The organism is Pseudomonas sp. Leaf434, from assembly GCF_001425545.1.
Classification (GTDB): Bacteria; Pseudomonadota; Gammaproteobacteria; order Pseudomonadales; family Pseudomonadaceae; genus Aquipseudomonas; species Aquipseudomonas siliginis.
Map to the genome: position 1 here is coordinate 369,674 of NZ_LMQZ01000008.1, position 16,852 is coordinate 386,525.

At 61.5% G+C, this 16,852-nt stretch carries 9 protein-coding genes; 4 read left to right on the forward strand and 5 right to left on the reverse strand.

What is annotated here, in order from left to right; translation table 11 throughout:
* Positions 1 to 53 precede the first annotated feature (53 nt).
* On the reverse strand, positions 54 to 1,802 hold the full coding sequence (gene ngg, locus ASG55_RS16550; RefSeq protein WP_041478249.1) for an N-acetylglutaminylglutamine synthetase: 1,749 nt from the start codon (positions 1,800 to 1,802) through the stop codon (positions 54 to 56).
* Positions 1,803 to 1,805: 3 nt separating this feature from the next.
* Positions 1,806 to 3,578 carry an N-acetylglutaminylglutamine amidotransferase gene (locus ASG55_RS16555; RefSeq protein ID WP_056788315.1) on the reverse strand — a complete coding sequence of 591 codons (1,773 nt, stop codon included), beginning with the start codon at positions 3,576 to 3,578 and terminating at the stop codon, positions 1,806 to 1,808.
* A 364-nt stretch (positions 3,579 to 3,942) separates the two neighbouring features.
* Here ASG55_RS16555 and ASG55_RS16560 point away from each other — a divergent pair, with 364 nt between their 5' ends.
* Complete coding sequence (locus tag ASG55_RS16560) at positions 3,943 to 8,769, forward strand: NEL-type E3 ubiquitin ligase domain-containing protein (protein WP_056788318.1); 4,827 nt, start codon at positions 3,943 to 3,945, stop codon at positions 8,767 to 8,769.
* Between the two features lie 3 nt (positions 8,770 to 8,772).
* Here the strand turns inward: ASG55_RS16560 and mnmC are convergent, their stop codons facing one another.
* Positions 8,773 to 10,752 (reverse strand): bifunctional tRNA (5-methylaminomethyl-2-thiouridine)(34)-methyltransferase MnmD/FAD-dependent 5-carboxymethylaminomethyl-2-thiouridine(34) oxidoreductase MnmC, encoded by a 1,980-nt coding sequence (gene mnmC / locus ASG55_RS16565; protein WP_056788319.1) that lies wholly within the window; start codon positions 10,750 to 10,752, stop codon positions 8,773 to 8,775.
* 313 nt (positions 10,753 to 11,065) lie between these two features.
* Between mnmC and pap the strand changes: the two genes are divergently transcribed.
* Together pap and ASG55_RS16575 are read left to right on the forward strand one after the other, a co-directional pair.
* Entirely contained in the window at positions 11,066 to 12,580 is a 1,515-nt protein-coding gene (gene pap / locus ASG55_RS16570) for a polyphosphate:AMP phosphotransferase (protein ID WP_041478254.1), read from the forward strand.
* A 103-nt stretch (positions 12,581 to 12,683) separates the two neighbouring features.
* Positions 12,684 to 13,868, forward strand: a complete 1,185-nt coding sequence (locus ASG55_RS16575) for a thiolase family protein (protein WP_016770940.1) — start codon at positions 12,684 to 12,686, stop codon at positions 13,866 to 13,868.
* A 103-nt stretch (positions 13,869 to 13,971) separates the two neighbouring features.
* Here the strand turns inward: ASG55_RS16575 and ASG55_RS16580 are convergent, their stop codons facing one another.
* Complete coding sequence (locus tag ASG55_RS16580; protein WP_056788322.1) at positions 13,972 to 14,163, reverse strand: DUF6316 family protein; 192 nt, start codon at positions 14,161 to 14,163, stop codon at positions 13,972 to 13,974.
* 208 nt (positions 14,164 to 14,371) lie between these two features.
* On the opposite strand from ASG55_RS16580, the gene ASG55_RS16585 reads away from it, so the two are divergent.
* The gene (locus ASG55_RS16585; RefSeq protein ID WP_056788325.1) at positions 14,372 to 15,331 is read left to right on the forward strand and encodes a DMT family transporter; all 960 of its coding nucleotides are present in this window, start codon (positions 14,372 to 14,374) and stop codon (positions 15,329 to 15,331) included.
* A gap of 108 nt (positions 15,332 to 15,439) precedes the next feature.
* On the opposite strand, the gene ASG55_RS16590 is transcribed toward ASG55_RS16585, so the two are convergent.
* Entirely contained in the window at positions 15,440 to 16,834 is a 1,395-nt protein-coding gene (locus ASG55_RS16590) for a class II fumarate hydratase (protein ID WP_056788329.1), read from the reverse strand.
* Positions 16,835 to 16,852 lie beyond the last annotated feature (18 nt).

The following is a 16,852-nucleotide window of genomic DNA, read 5'->3' on the forward strand; positions in this document are numbered from 1 at the left end:
CACCCTGTGGGAGCGAGCCTGCTCGCGAAGGCGTCAGTAGAGGCGCTTCATAATCACGAAACAGCCGGCTGACTATGCGGAAACAACAGATCGACAAAGCGTTCCGCCGTCGGCTGCGGTTCATGGTTGGCCAGGCCGGCGCGTTCGTTGGCTTCGATGAACACGTACTCGGGCTGATCCGCCGCCGGCACCATCAGATCGAGCCCGACCATCGGAATGTCCAGCGCCCGCGCCGCGCGCACTGCCGCGTCGACCAGGGTCGGATGAAGAATGTCGGTCACGTCTTCCAGCGTACCGCCAGTGTGCAGATTGGCCGTGCGCCGCACGAACAGATGCTCGCCGGCCGGCAGGATGCTGCTGTAGTCGTAACCGGCAGCGTGCAGCGTGCGTTGGGTTTCGTGGTCCAGCGGGATCTTGCTTTCGCCACTGGTGGCGGCTTGCCGACGGCGGCTCTGCGCTTCGATCAGCGCACCGATCGAATGCTGACCATCGCCAACCACTTCCGCCGGACGGCGAATCGCCGCCGCCACCACTTCAAAACCGATCACCACGATGCGCAGATCAAGGCCTTCGTGGAAGCTTTCCAGCAGCACGCGACTGTCGAACCGCTTGGCGGTTTCGATGGCTTTCTGCACTTCTTCGATGGTGCGCAGATCCACCGCGACGCCGTGGCCCTGTTCGCCATCGAGAGGTTTGACCACCACCCGTTGGTGTTCATCGAGGAAGGCCAGGTTGTCGTCGGCGTTGCCCGCCAGTTGCTGCGCGGGCAGTTTCAGACCTGCGCCTTTCAGCACCTTGTGGGTCAGGCTTTTGTCCTGGCACAAGGTCATGCTGATCGCACTGGTCAGGTCGCTCAGCGACTCGCGGCAACGCACGCGACGGCCGCCGTGGCTGAGGGTGAACAGCCCGGCGTCGGCGTCATCCACTTGCACGTCGATACCGCGCCGATGCGCTTCTTCGACGATGATCCGCGCGTAAGGATTGAAATTCGCCTCCGGGCCCGGGCCGAGAAACAGCGGCTGGTTGATGCCGTTCTTGCGCTTGATGGCGAACGTCGGCAGGTTGCGGAAACCCAGTTTGGCGTAAAGGTTTTTCGCCTGGCGGTTGTCGTGCAGCACCGACAGATCCAGATAAGCCAGACCACGACTCATGAAGTGCTCGACCAGATGTCGCACCAGCACTTCGCCGACGCCGGGGCGCGAGCAATGCGGGTCGACCGCCAGGCACCACAGGCTGCTGCCGTGTTCCGGGTCGTTGAAGGCTTTTTCATGATTGAGACCCATGACACTGCCGATCACCGCGCCGCTGTCCTCGTCTTCCGCCAGCCAGTACACCGGGCCGCCCTGATGATGTGGGGTGAGCAGCTCCTGATCGATCGGCAACATGCCGCGCGCCTGGTACAAACGGTTGATGCCCTGCCAGTCGGTTTCGCTTTGCGCACGACGAATGCGGAAGCCGCGAAACACCCGCGTGGCCTGCCGGTAATCGCTGAACCATAAACGCAGGGTGTCGGATGGATCGAGAAACAGCTGCGTCGGCTCGAGGCCGAGAATCTGCTGCGGTGCGGCAACATACAGGGCGATATCGCGTTCGCCGGGCTGCTCGTTGAGCAGCTCCTGCGCGAGCGATGCCGGGTCGGGAAAGGTATGGCCGATCAGCAGCCGGCCCCAGCCGCAATGCACGGCAATCGGGGCGGTGGCAGGCTCGCTGCCGTCTTCGGCCAGGCGCGCCTGCAAACGTTCATACGACGGGGCCTGACCACGCAACAGGCGCTGGTTGATGGACGTGGCATGGGGTTTCATCAATCAGATTCCTTGTTCACTGAGCCACAGGTTCAGGGCCGCCAGTTGCCACAGTTTCGAACCGCGCAACGGGGTCAGTTGGCCTTGCGGATCAGTCAAAAGCTTGTCGAGCATGGTCGGGTTGAACAGGCCGCGATCCTGGCTCGGATCCAGCAGCAGTTCGCGCACCCAGTTGAGCGTGTCGCCCTGCAAGTGCTTGAGACCCGGCACCGGGAAATAGCCTTTCTTGCGGTCGATCACTTCGCTTGGAATGACCCGGCGCGCAGCTTCTTTCAGCACTTGCTTGCCGCCATCGGGCAGCTTGAATTGACCCGGCACCCGCGCCGACAGTTCGACCAGTCGATAGTCAAGAAACGGCGTACGCGCTTCCAGGCCCCAGGCCATGGTCATGTTATCGACGCGTTTGACCGGGTCATCGACCAGCATCACCGTGCTGTCCAGGCGCAGCGCCTTGTCCACGGCAGCCTCGGCGCCGGGCTGGGCAAAGTGCTGTTTGACGAAATCGCCCGCCGCATCGTGGTCGACAAGCCATTTCGGCTGCACAGTCGCCGCGTAGTCGTCGTAGCTGCGATCGAAGAACGCATCGCGGTAGGCCGCGTATGGGTCCGCCGCGCCGTCGACCTGCGGATACCAGTGGTAACCGGCAAACAGTTCGTCTGCGCCTTGGCCGCTTTGCACCACTTTGCAGTGCTTGGCCACTTCACGGGACAACAGATAAAAAGCGATGCAGTCATGGCTGACCATCGGTTCGCTCATCGCCCGGAAGGCGGCGGGCAGTTGCTCGATGATTTCTTTCTCGTCGATGCGCAACTGATGGTGGCGCGTGCCGTAGTGCTTGGCGATCAGGTCCGAGTACTGGAACTCATCGCCGCGCTCGCCGCCGGCATCCTGGAAACCGATGGAGAAGGTCGACAGATTCTCTACACCGACTTCGCGCAACAGGCCGACGAGCATGCTCGAGTCGACACCGCCGGACAGCAACACACCGACATCCACCGCCGCACGCTGACGAATCGCCACCGCTTCGCGGGTGCTGTCGAGGACGCGATCGACCCAGTCTTCGAGGTTGAGGTTTTTCTCGTCCTCATGCGGGCCGTAGGGCAGGGTCCACCAGGTTTTCTGCTCGGTGCGGCCATCAGCTTCAATGCGCATCCAGGTGGCGGGCGGCAGTTTTTCGATACCGGCCAGCAAGGTGCGCGGCGCGGGTACGACCGCGTGGAAATTCAGATAGTGATTGAGCGCCACCGGATCGAGGATCGGGTTGATGTCGCCGCCCTTGAGCAGCGCCGGCAGTGCTGAGGCAAAACGCAAGCGTTGGCCAGTGCGCGACAGGTACAACGGCTTTACGCCGAGACGGTCACGAGCGATGAACAGGCGCTGGGCATCGCGCTCCCAGATAGCGAAAGCAAACATGCCATTGAGCTTCGGCAGCAGCGCCTCGCCCCAGGCGTGATAACCCTTGAGCAGCACTTCGGTGTCGCCGCCGGAATAGAAGGCATAACCCAGCGCTTCAAGCTCTGCGCGCAATTCCGGGAAGTTGTAGATCGCACCGTTGAACGCCAGGGACAGACCCAACTGGCTGTCGATCATCGGCTGCGCCGAGCCGTCCGACAGGTCCATGATTTTCAGGCGTCGATGGCCCAGGGCAATCGGCCCTTGGGCATGGAAGCCCCACGCGTCAGGGCCGCGAGGGGCCAGGTGATGGGTGATTCTCTCGATCGCTGCAAGGTCTGCAGGTTGTTGATCAAAACGTAACTCGCCAGCTAATCCGCACATAAAGTCCTTACCGGTTTTTCCGTTGGGGAAGGTCAAGCCGTACCGCGCGAAAAGTGCGGGTACTCAGAAACTGACCTGTCTCGGTAGGTGGAGTTTTAGATCGATAAGTTATAAGGCGGCCACGCTGGCTCCGGCCGTAACGCTATCGGTGCGGATCGAGTCTCGGGATGTACCCCTGCGCCGTTACGCTTTTTTTGCATAAGCCCACACGTGCACGGACGTCCCGGGTGGGGTGGTGCAGGGCTGTTTTTTCCATACAAAAAAGCGTTTGATCTGCGTGGATTTTGTCCAGCATTTTGAACTGTTATCGGCTGCCCGGCAGCGCTAGGGTCAAGGCTTCAAATCGCAATAAAGGACTATTGCCATGCCCACCCAAGACAAGACGAATCCACAGATTCAGGCCTCGGTCCTGAGCACCTTGTACGACGCGACTGGTGATCTCGATACCGCTGAAAGCCTGAAAAAAAGCCTGCCGGCGCATCTGCTCACGGCTTCTGCGGCCACGCTGAACAAGCTGGACGAAATCACTCGTGAACTGCACACCCTGCAAGTCAAAGTCGACAAGGATCTGACCCGGCTCAAACCATTGCACAGCTTCTGCATCAGCGAACTCAACGCGGCGCTGAGCGAGAAATGGCCAGCGGTCTATGACGTGAGCGAGGATCTGCTCAGCCTGCCCGGCGTCGATTGTGGCTGCGATGTGAAGGCGACGGTTCAGGCCGATGTCGGCTTGGTCAGACACGCGACGCAAAGCCTGTTGCAGGCAGCCATGCAAAACTTCACCGCAGACGAGGAGCAGGCCGACGGTTTCCCCGCCGGCAGCCTGGTGCGCGTCAAGAGTGTGCCCGCTGGCGTGAAGGATCTGACGCCGGCAGCGTTTGCAGCGATGTGCCGCAAGCTGGATCTGGGCAAGAAATACCAGGAGCATCTGCAGCAAGTGTTCGGTCTGCGTGAGGAGTGCGGCAAAGTCGTGGCGACCAGTGCCATGACCCGCAATATCGCCGCATTGAAGCAATCGCTGCTGGAGCTGGACGCTCATCTTGCGGAGCTCAAGGGCGATATCACCGCAGCTGGTTTGCGCATGCTGCAGGATCTGATGCTGGCCGAAGGCGTCGCTTCGGCGCAGCACCTGCGCTACGGCAAAGACCCGATGATCATGCAGGGCATCAGAATTCTCGACAGCTGCGTTTGGGGCGTGGTGGTATTTTCCAAACGCTCCGTGGAACAACATCCTGAGGACGGATGCATGGTGTATATGCCCGGCGAGCCCGAGCGCGCCGTGTATGAGTACCCGAGTTTCAATGCGTTCAAGCGCTACCTCGCGCAACAACTCAAGAGCACGGAATATCAGGGGTATTTCGCCGGCAGCCTCGATGAAGATGACAAGGCTGACTTCTTCAAGGCGTTGGCTGAGAAACCCGATCTGGGCGTCGTCGAACAATGGCCGATCAATGTGGCGCTTTTTGATTTCATGGTGCAAAGCCATGTCGGCAAGTTGCAGATCGACGCGCGCAAACTGGCGGTGCCAACCGCTGATATCGATGAAGAGATCCGACAGAAACGCCTGTTGGATTTCGTTCAGCGCGGGGTGACTGTGGCATCGGTGGCGGGGTTGTTCGTGCCGGTCCTGGGGCAATTGATGATGGGCGTCGCGGTCGGGCAATTGCTCGGTGAAGTGTATGACGGCGTCGCGGACTGGCGCCGCGGTGATCATCAGGAAGCACTGTCACATCTGCTCAGTGTGGTAGAGAACATCGCATTGATGGGCGTTTTCGCCGGCGGTCAGAAGGTGCTGGGAACTGTGGGCAAAAAACTGCTGCGCACGCATCCGGAGTTCTTCGCGCAGTTCACCGCGATACTCGATCGGGCCGGCAAGCCACGCCTGTGGAAGTCCGATTTGAGCCCGTACGAGCATGCTTTGCCGGCCGGATTCACCATCGGTGCCGGTTCAAAGGAGTTCTACCAGATCGGCAACAAGACCATCGCCCGCTTCGAGCACCGCCTGTTGGCGGGCAACTTTGATATCGACACTCAGCACTGGCGCCTGGAACACCCCGTACGCGCACAAGCCTATGCTCCGGAACTGATCCGCCACGTCGAGGGCGGCTGGCGGTTCCCCGCTGAACAGCCCGAAGAATGGGGCAGCAGCGCCTACACGCTCAAGCGCATCGATCCGCAGTTGAGCGAATTTGCCGACAGCGACCTGGACATCCTTCGCCGGCTGAGCAACACCTCGCAGCAGACCTTGCTGGAGACCTTCAACGACAATCTGAGCCTGCCGGTACGCCTGCGCGATACCGTCGAGCGCGTGCGCATCGAGCGCCAGCTGCGTGAGTTGACCATGGAACTGGAAAACGGCGAGATCCACTCCGAGCAACCTCTGGAAGAACAGATGCACGCCTTGACGCAACTGCCGGGCTGGCCGACTGACCGATACCTTGAGGTCATCGGTCATGAAGGAGACGTCGAAACCACTTATCCTGCAAACAGCACGCTCGACGAAACCCTGGGAGTGCCGGTCACCCAAGGCCAGTTGGCACTCGGGCGCTTGCTGCAAACCGTCATCGATGGCCTCTACGAGCATGAAGTCGAGGCCTTGCTCGGCGGCAAAGTCGCGAAAAGCACGCAAGCCACCGGGCTGGCAAGAAAACTGGGTGCTGCGCTCAAATCCGATTACCGCGCGGCGTTCGAGCGGATGTACAAGCGCTATGACCACAGTGACGCGCAGGATCTGGGCAAATTACGCCAGGTTTTCGCCGACATTTCGGCGCGCCATGGTCAAAGGCTGATCGACCGCGCTTCGACTGTCGAGCGCCTGCACTTGCGCTCGACCGGGAGCGCGCCCTTGCGGTTGGGACAGCGGGCTCGGGCCGGTATTGCCGAGGTGCGGCTTGACCGGGCGCTGAGCGGGTTGCACTGGTCGTGGCTGGCCAATGCCGACACCGACAGGCTGGCCATGAAATTACTGCCGCGCCTCAGCGGCTGGAACGCACAGCTGCGTCTGCAAGTACGCGACAAGGCCTTGACCGGACCGATACTCGAAGACATCGGCGATGGGTCGGCGACCTCGGAAAATACCGGCTATCTGGTGAAGTCCACGCAGGGCTATGAGGCGTTTGGCGGCGACAAAAAATCCTTGGGCAAGGTGGCATCCGGCCCAGACGCTTTGTACATGGCCATCCTCAAGGCATTGCCGCCACGTCAGCGGACCGCACTCGGGTTTGCCGATGCCGGACAGCTCAGTACGCAACAGTTACGCAAAAAGCTGCTCAACGTTGCCCTCGACGAACGCGAGGTCACTGCGCGGGCATTGCGCGGCGGCAGTACGGAATCACTTCCCGTCGAGCCGGCCTGTGTGCAAGGTGATCAGGTCCCCGCGACAGCTCATTCACGCATACTGCTGCGCAAAGCGCGCAGGCTTTATCCGCGTCTGAGCGAGCCGCAGCTCAATCAATTGCTCAACGAACTGGGTGATGATCCGTTGAGCCGTGCGACCCGCATCAAAGCCCTGCGTCAGGATCTGCAAACCCTGCGTGACGCGCTGTTTGTCTGGAGTGAAGATGCCGCCGCGCTGCAAGCCATGGGGGGCGATCTGGCTGAAGCGCGGCACAGTCGGAAAATGGCCGCCGAGCTGATCGAAGAAGCGTTTCGACGCTTTCATTGGGCCACCAACGAAGAGGGAAAAAACCTTTGTACCCTTGACCTTGACGGCATGCGCATCGGTAAGGTGCCGACGTTACCGTCGTCGGTGAGCTTCGACCATGTCGAGCAATTGTCGATGCGGAACATGGCGCTGGGTGATGATGTGGCGTACTTCCTCAAGTCCTTCAAACAGCTCGACTCGCTGGAACTGGGCAGCAATGCGATCACCCGGCTGCCTGAAATGTTGTCGCACATGCCGCGTCTGCAACGGCTGAGCCTGGCAAACAATCAGCTCAAGCTCACCGAGCAGACCCTGGCGAAGCTGAACAGGCTGAGCACTTTACGCTACCTGAATCTGGACAAGAATCCGTTGGGTGCCACCCCTGATTTCAGCCGAATGTCGCAACTGCGTCGCTTGTCGCTGAACGATACCGGCATCACCGAACTGCCAGAAGGCCTCGACCATTCTGCGCACATTGAACTGATGGATCTGACCGCCAACAGCATCACGGAGCTGCCCGAGTGGTTATTCGAGAAATCACGACGTTTCACCGGCGCACTCAAGCTTGGGCTGAACCCCTTTTCGGAAACGGCCAAAACGCATCTGGAGAACTATCGCGATAATTTCGGCGTTGGGATGGACTATGTCGCCGATGACATCGCACGGCTGAACGAGCAAACGGCGCGCTCGCTCTGGTTGACCAAGGTCAGTGGCGAAGAGTGGGCAGAGCAGTCGCGCATCTGGGCGGCATTGCGCAGCGAGCGGACGGCCGATGGCTTGTTCACTTTGCTGGCGCAACTGGGCGATACCGCAGACGGCAAACAGGGCAGCGCTGACATGCAGCGACGCGTCTGGGCGGTACTGAAGGCGGCGGAAGCTGACGAGCCGCTGGGTCGTCAACTGCTCGACATCGCGGCCGATCCGCTGCACTGCACCGATAACGCGGCGCTGGTTTTCAGTCGCCTTGAAGTCGCAGTGGAAGTCGAGCGGGTGAACAGGGCTGCAAGCGGGAGCAGGGGCACTGCCAAGGCGCTGTTGGAACTCGGCCGCAGCCTGTTCCGGCTGGACAGGCTGGAAGAAATCGCCCGGGAGCATTCGCTCCGGGCGCCAAAGGTCGATGCGCTGGAAATGAACCTCGCTTACCGCATCGGTCTCACCGATGCGCTGGGGCTGCGCGGTCAACCGAAAGATATGCTGTTCAGTGCCCAGAGTGGCGTGACGGCCGCTGATCTTGAGGTCGCAAAAAATCGCGTCTTCACCGCTGAACTCTCCCCGCAATGGCTGGAATACATGCAGGGGCGAACGTTCTGGCGTGACTATCTGCGACGCATATTTGTCCGCAAGTTTGCGCTGATCGATGACCTGTACGACCCGCAAATGAGCGCACTGTTCGACAAGAAGGACACGCTGCCCTCTGGCGATTATTTGAGTCAGAACCAGGCACTCAAGCTTGAAAAGGACCAGGCTGAAGACGTGCTGTTCAAGAGCCTGACCGAAGACGCGATACGGCTGATGGATCTGGGCATCTGCGAAATGCCCGATACGTGAAATTCACTTGCCGCGAATCAACTGCCGTAAGGCGAAACGATTGGGATGGCAGGCTTCGGCCACGCTGCGTGGCAACGGCAGCGGTTCGTTGTCCAGCCACGCGGCAAGCAGCTCGCCGGACAGCGGCGCGGTGATCAGCCCGCGAGAACCGTGGCCGCTGTTGACGTACAGACCATCGAGCCACGGGCAGGCGATGTCCGGCACCTGTCGGGCGTCTTTGCTCAACGCAGCGTAGGTCTGATTGAAGGTTTGCAGATCAGCGAGCGGGCCGACAATCGGCAGGTAATCGGGGCTGGTGCAGCGGAAAGCTGCCCGGCCCTCAAGGTTCGCAAGTGGCTGCTCGCTGATGTTGAGGCGTGTCAGCAGGTCGCTGGAAATTTCTTCGAGCATCGCCAGATTGCCTTGGTGCTCGGCAGTCGTGGGTGTCAGATCGTCATTGTTGAAGTCGAAACTGGCGCCCAGGGTGTGCTCGCCCAGACGCGCCGGGGCGACGTAGCCCTCGGCGCACACCACGGTGGCCAGCGCATGACTCTCTGCGTTTTCAGGCAGGCGCGTGATCTGCCCGCGAATGCGCTTGAGCGGCAATTCGGCACTCTGGGCAAAACGTTTGATTTCGGCGGCACCGGCCAGGATCACTGCCGGCGCACTGGCGAGCAAACGTTCGCCGTCGAAGGCTTGCCACAGGTCTGCGACTTTGCGCAGTTCCAAAGCTTCGTGATGGCTGAGCAACTCAATGTTGGTGTGGGTCGCCTGGGCCTGACACAGCGCCGGCGGATGCACCCAGCCGCCTTCGGGGTAGAACAAGCCGCCGTGGGCCACGCCGACACCGGCGCGAGCCTGGGCTTCAGGTTGCTCCAGCCACTGCAAGAGATCTTCCGGGAATGCCGCCGCCAGTTGCGCGTGGCGCTCGGCTTCCTTGGCATTGAACGCCAGTTGCAGCACGCCGCAGTCATCCCAGTCGCTGCCGCGTTGCAGGCTTTCCAGCAGGCGCCGGGTGTAACCGAAGCCGCTGACGATCAACTGCGACAACGCAGTGCCATGGGCAGACAGCTTGAGATAGAGCACGCCTTGCGGGTTGCCCGAGGCTTCTTGCGCGACGGCCGCGTGACGCTCCAGCAGACTCACTTGCCAGCCGCGCGCCGCCAGGCTCGACGCTGTCGCGCAGCCAGCCAGGCCGGCGCCGATCACGATCGCCCGGCGTTCACCACACAACGGAGCAGGGCGGGCGAACCAGGGTTTCGCCGGTAGCGGCGCCGCCACCTCGGCGGGCCAGCCGAGAAACTCGCCACGCAGGATTTCCCATTTGTGGCCGATGCCTGGCGTGCGCTTCATCTTGAACCCGGCAGCATTGAGCAGACGGCGGACCCAACCGGTGCTGGTGAAAGTGCTGATGGTCGAGCCCGGCGCAGCCAGCCGCGCCAGTTCGACGAACAGTTCAGCAGTCCACATGTCCGGATTTTTCGCCGGGGCGAAACCGTCGAGAAACCACGCGTCGATCTGTGCATCGAGTTGCGGCAGTTGCTCCAGCGCATCGCCGATCAGCAAGGTCAGCGTCACGCGGCCGTTGGCCAGAGTGATGCGTTGAAAGCCTTGATGAATCGCCACGTAATGCCTGAGCAACTGATCCGCCAACGGCAGGAGTTCTGGCCACAGTGCCAAGACCCGGCGCAGATCCGCAGGCGCCAGCGGGTACTTCTCGACGCTGACAAAATGCAAGCGCGCGCCGGCCACCGCGTGCTGTTCGAACAACTGCCAGGCACAGAGAAAATTCAACCCGGTGCCGAAACCGGTTTCGCCAATGACCAGGCGTCCATCCGCCGGCAGCGCAGCGAAACGCTCGGCCAGACGGTTCTGTTCGAGAAACACGTAACGGGTTTCCTCCAGCCCCGACTGGTCGGAAAAATACACGTCATCGAACACCCGTGAACGTGGGCGTCCCTGGTCGTCCCAGTCGAGTTGGGCGTGGGGCATTTCGGCTTTCATGGCAGGCTCGGCAAACACAAGGCGGCCATTCTAGCCGATCGCGCCGATACTACCGATCCAGCACAAGACTCGCGGTGAAAAGAACCCTGTGGCGAGGGGATTTATCCCCGCTGGACTGCGAAGCAGTCCCAGAACCAACCACCCCGTTTTCCCGAGTTAAACCGTGCTTCCGGGATTTACGACTGCTGCGCAGCCGGTCGGGGATAAATCCCCTCACCACAAAGTTCTCATCCCGTCCTGAGTTCGTGGGAATTTCTGCCCTGCGCCCGTGCCCAATCCGCTAGTCTTGCTGAACCCTGGAAGGAGCCGTCCCATGTTTGAATCCGCTGAAATCGGTCACGCCATCGACAAAGACACTTACGAGGCGGCCGTCCCTGCGCTGCGTGAAGCCTTGCTGGAAGCGCAGTTCGAGTTGCAGCAGCAGAAGCGCTTTCCGGTGATCATCCTGATCAACGGCATCGAAGGGGCGGGCAAGGGCGAGACGGTCAAACTGCTCAATGAATGGATGGACCCGCGCCTGATCGAAGTGCGCACCTTCGACCAGCAGACCGATGAAGAACTCGCGCGGCCACCGGCCTGGCGCTACTGGCGGATGCTGCCGGCCAAGGGGCGGATGGGTGTTTTCTTCGGCAACTGGTACAGCCAGATGCTCCAGGGCCGGGTGCACGGACTGTTCAAGGATCCGCGTCTGGACCAGGCCATCGCCGGCGCAGAGCGTCTGGAAAAGATGCTCTGCGATGAAGGCGCGTTGATCTTCAAGTTCTGGTTTCACCTGTCCAAGAAGCAGATGAAAGCGCGGCTCAAATCACTGGCCGACGACCCGTTGCACAGTTGGCGCATCAGTCCGCTGGACTGGCAGCAATCACAGACTTACGACAAATTCGTCAAATACGGCGAGCGGGTGCTGCGCCGCACCAGCCGCGATTACGCGCCGTGGCATGTCATCGAAGGCGTCGATGCCAATTACCGCAGCCTGGCGGTGGGCAAGATTCTCCTCGAAGGTCTGCAAAACGCGCTCAAGCGTGCCGACGTCAATCCACACGAAGTCAGTGCCGCGCCGCTGGGTACGCCGGTCGATCAGTTGAACCTGCTCGACAGCCTCGACCTGACGCAGCGTCTGGACAAGAAAGACTATGAAGAGCAACTGATCACCGAGCAGGCGCGCCTGTCCGGGCTGATGCGCGACAAACGCATGCGTCGCCATGCGCTGATCGCGGTGTTCGAGGGTAACGACGCGGCGGGCAAGGGCGGGGCGATTCGCCGCGTGGCAGCGGCGCTCGATCCGCGTCAGTACAGCATCGTCCCGATTGCCGCACCGACCGAAGAAGAGCGCGCACAACCGTATCTGTGGCGGTTCTGGCGACACCTCCCGGCGCGGGGCAAATTCACCGTGTTCGACCGCTCCTGGTACGGACGGGTGCTGGTCGAGCGGATCGAGGGCTTCTGCACCCCGGCCGACTGGCTGCGCGCCTACGGCGAAATCAATGACTTCGAAGAGCAACTGGCCGATGCCGGCGTCATCGTGGTCAAGTTCTGGCTGGCGATCGACAAGGACACGCAGATGGAGCGCTTTCAGGAGCGCGAGGAGATTTCCTTCAAGCGTTTCAAGATCACCGAGGACGACTGGCGCAATCGGGAAAAATGGGACGACTATCGCCGGGCGGTCGGCGACATGGTCGATCGCACCAGCACCGAGATCGCGCCATGGACGCTGGTCGAAGCCAACGATAAACGCTGGGCACGGGTGAAAGTGTTGCGCACGATCAACCGCGCGCTGGAAGACGCGTTCGAGAAATCCGACAAGAAGGCCAAGAAGCACAAGGACTGAAGCGATGGCCGCGCATACGCCGGGTGAATGATCCTCGCGGTCGGCAAGAAGGTGGACTTATGCTCAAGTCCACTTTCAACCGACAACAACAATGAGGTATGCCATGCGTGAAGTGGTGATCGTCGACAGCGTGCGGACCGGCCTGGCCAAATCCTTTCGCGGCAAGTTCAACCAGACCCGCCCCGATGACATGGCGGCCCACTGCGTCAATGCGCTGCTGACCCGCAACGATATCGACCCGGCCAGCGTTGAGGACTGCATCGTCGGCGCCGGCTCCAACGAGGGCGCGCAGGGCTACAACATCGGCCGCAACGTCGCGGTACTGTCGCGCCTGGGCACCGGCACTGCCGGCATGACCCTCAACCGTTTCTGCTCGTCGGGTTTGCAGGCGATCGCGATTGCCGCCAACCAGATCGCCTCCGGTTGCAGCGACATCATCGTCGCCGGCGGCGTCGAGTCGATCAGCCTGACCCTGAAGAGCGTCAACACCGATCACCTGATCAACCCGCTGCTCAAGCAACAGACTCCCGGCATCTACTACACCATGGGCCAGACCGCCGAAGTGGTGGCACGACGTTATGGTGTCAGTCGTGAGGCGCAGGATCGCTATGCGCTGCAAAGCCAGATCCGTACCGCTCAGGCCCAGGCTGCCGGTCTGTTCGACGATGAAATCGTGCCGATGGCGGTGAAATATCGGGTCGAGGACAAGAACAGCGGTGAAGTGCAGATTGTCGACGGCGTCGTCGAGCGCGACGACTGCAACCGCCCGGACACCACCTACGAAAGCCTTGCCGGACTGAAACCGGTGTTCGCCGACGACGGTTCGGTGACGGCGGGCAATTCCTCGCAGCTGTCCGACGGTGCGTCGATGACACTGGTGATGAGTCTGGACAAAGCGCTGGAGCTGGGGCTCAAGCCGAAGGCGTTTTTCCGTGGCTTCACCGTCGCCGGTTGCGAGCCGGACGAAATGGGCATCGGCCCGGTGTTCTCGGTGCCGAAACTGCTCAAGGCCAAGGGCCTGCAAGTGGCGGATATCGATCTGTGGGAGTTGAACGAGGCATTCGCTTCGCAGTGCCTGTACAGCCGCGACCGGCTGGAGATCGACAACGACAAATACAACGTCAATGGCGGCTCGATTTCCATCGGCCACCCGTTCGGCATGACCGGCTCGCGCCAGGTCGGGCATCTGATCCGGGAACTGCAGCGGCGCAACCTGCGTTACGGCATCGTCACCATGTGCGTGGGCGGCGGCATGGGGGCGAGCGGGTTGTTTGAGGCGGTGCGCTAAAGGATTGGTTGCCCGTTCAGGCCCCTTCGCGAGCAGGCTCGCTCCCACAGGTGATCGCATTCCCCTGTGGGAGCGAGCCTGCTCGCGAAGGCAGCGCCACGGTTCAGCGGCTGGAATCCCGCCGCTGCATCCGCGCTATATAAGCCTGAATCTCCCGCTCGATCACCTGACTGTCATACGGCCCTTCGAGGGTATTTTCCCGGGTGCTGAAATACAGCTCGCCATTGACCCGGCACACGCGGTCGCTGCGAAAACGGGTGGCGGGGGCGCTGTCCTCGGCGCGCATGGCGTACATGTCGGTCTCCCTGATATGTGTTGAAAAGTCTGCAATCAGCTTATGCCTGAAGCACTTGGCGCGCCTGCCCGGCCGATCAACGGCGGCGCGCCGGTTTACTGCTGCGACCTGCACAGTTTCATTCGCGGCCTGGCGGCAACTGTCCCTGTGTTGCACGGGACAGGGCGCCTAGAATGCAGGCTCTTGTCAGCAGGCTTTTGGGGTTCGCATGCACATTTCATCGGGGCGCTGGGTGTACGGATTGTTCCTGGCGCTGCTGACCGCGTTTCTGTGGGGCATCCTGCCGATCAAGCTCAAACAGGTGTTGCTGGTGATGGACCCGGTCACGGTGACCTGGTTTCGTCTGATGGTTTCCGGCGGCTGCCTGTTCATTTATCTGGCTTCGGTCAAGCGCCTGCCAAGTCGCAAGGTGCTCGGGCCGAAGGGCGGCTTGCTGGTGCTGATGGCGGTACTGGGGCTGGTCGGCAATTACGTGCTGTACCTGATGGGCCTCAACCTGCTCAGCCCCGGCACCGCGCAATTGGTGGTGCAAATGGGTCCGATCATGCTGCTGATCGCCAGTCTGTTCGTGTTCAAGGAGCGCTTCAGCATTGGCCAGGGCATCGGCTTGCTGGTGTTGCTGATCGGCTTCGGCCTGTTCTTCAATCAGCGCCTGGCCGAGCTGCTGACTTCGCTGTCCGATTACACCGCCGGCGTGTTGTTGGTGCTACTGGCGTCGACGGTGTGGACCTTTTATGCGCTGGGCCAGAAGCAATTGCTCACGGTGTGGAATTCGTTGCAGGTGATGATGGTGATCTACCTGTTCTGCGCGCTGTTGCTGACGCCGTGGGTACATCCGCTGGAAGCGCTCAACCTGAGCCCGTGGCAGGGCTGGCTGTTGCTGGCGTGCTGCATGAACACCTTGATCGCTTACGGCGCATTCGCCGAAGCGCTGGCGCACTGGGAAGCCTCGCGAGTCAGTGCGACGCTGGCGATCACGCCGCTGGTGACATTTGTTGCGGTGGCGATTGCGGCGCGGATCTGGCCGGACTACGTGCATGCCGAGCAGATCAATGCGCTGGGCTATGGCGGGGCGGTGCTGGTGGTGCTGGGTTCGGCGCTGGTGGCGTTGGGGCCATCGTTGATTGCCGGGCTCAGGGCGCGGCGGGCCAGGGTTGTGCCAGGCTGACGATCGGCGGCGCCTGTATTCGCGAGCAGGCTCGCTCCCACTTTGCAATGCAATTTTCCTGTGGGAGCGAGCCTGCTCGCGAAGACGGACTTTCAGGCGCTACATGACTCAGCCCTTGGCCCCGGCCTCGATCATGTTCTCCGGGCGCACCCAGGCATCGAACTCTTCATCAGTCAGATAACCCAGCTGCAACGCAGCCTCACGCAAAGTCAGCCCTTCGCTGTAGGCCTTCTTGGCGATCTCCGCCGACTTGTCATAACCGATGTGCGGGTTCAGCGCAGTCACCAGCATCAGCCCACGTTCCAGATGCCTGGCCATGACCTCCGCATCCGGTTCGAGCCCGGCGATGCAGTGCTGCTGGAAGTTGCTGCAGCCATCGCCGAGCAGACGGATCGATTGCAGCAGATTGTGAATGATCACCGGTTTGAACACGTTCAACTGCAAGTGCCCCTGACTGGCGGCAAATCCGATCGCCACGTCGTTGCCGAGCACCTGGCAGGCGAGCATCGACAGCGCTTCGCACTGGGTCGGGTTGACCTTGCCGGGCATGATCGAACTGCCCGGTTCGTTGGCCGGCAGCTTCACTTCAGCAAAACCTGCGCGAGGACCTGAGCCCAGCAGGCGCAGGTCGTTGGCGATCTTCATCAAGGCCACAGCGAGGGTTTTCAGCGCACCTGAAAGCGTTACCAGCGGTTCATGACCGGCCAGTGCAGCGAACTTGTTCGGCGCGGTGACGAACGGCAAGCCGGACAGCGCGGCCAGCTCGGCGGCAATCGCCTCGCCGAAGCCGTGCGGCGAATTCAGCCCGGTGCCGACCGCAGTGCCGCCCTGCGCCAGTTCGCAGACCGCCGGCAGCGCGGCGCGGATGGCGCGCTCGGCATAATCCAGTTGCGCGATGAAGCCGGACAATTCCTGACCGAAGGTGATCGGCGTCGCGTCCATCATGTGCGTGCGCCCGGTCTTCACCAGTTTCATGTGCCGTGCCGCCAGTTCAGCGAGGCCGCCGGACAGCTCGGCAATCGCCGGCAGCAGTTGTTCCTGCACCGCTTTGGCGGTGGCGATGCTCATGGCGGTGGGGAAGCAGTCGTTGGAACTTTGCGAGCGATTGACGTGATCGTTCGGGTGCACCGGCGACTTGCCGCCGCGCGGGTTGCCGGCCAGTTCGTTGGCGCGACCGGCGATCACTTCGTTGACGTTCATGTTGCTCTGGGTACCGCTGCCGGTCTGCCAGACCACCAGCGGGAACTGCTCGTCATGCTCGCCGGCGAGCACTTCATCGGCGGCCTGTTCGATCAGGCGAGCGATGTCGGCGGGCAGGTCGCCGTTGCGGTCGTTGACCCGTGCGGCGGCTTTCTTGATCAGCGCCAGGGCGTGCAGCACCGGTAGCGGCATGCGTTCCTGACCGATTGCGAAGTTGATCAGCGAGCGTTGCGTCTGAGCACCCCAGTAAGCGTCGTCCGGGACCTCGATCTGGCCCAGGCTGTCGGTTTCGATACGGCTCATCGTGCACACTCCTGTTGG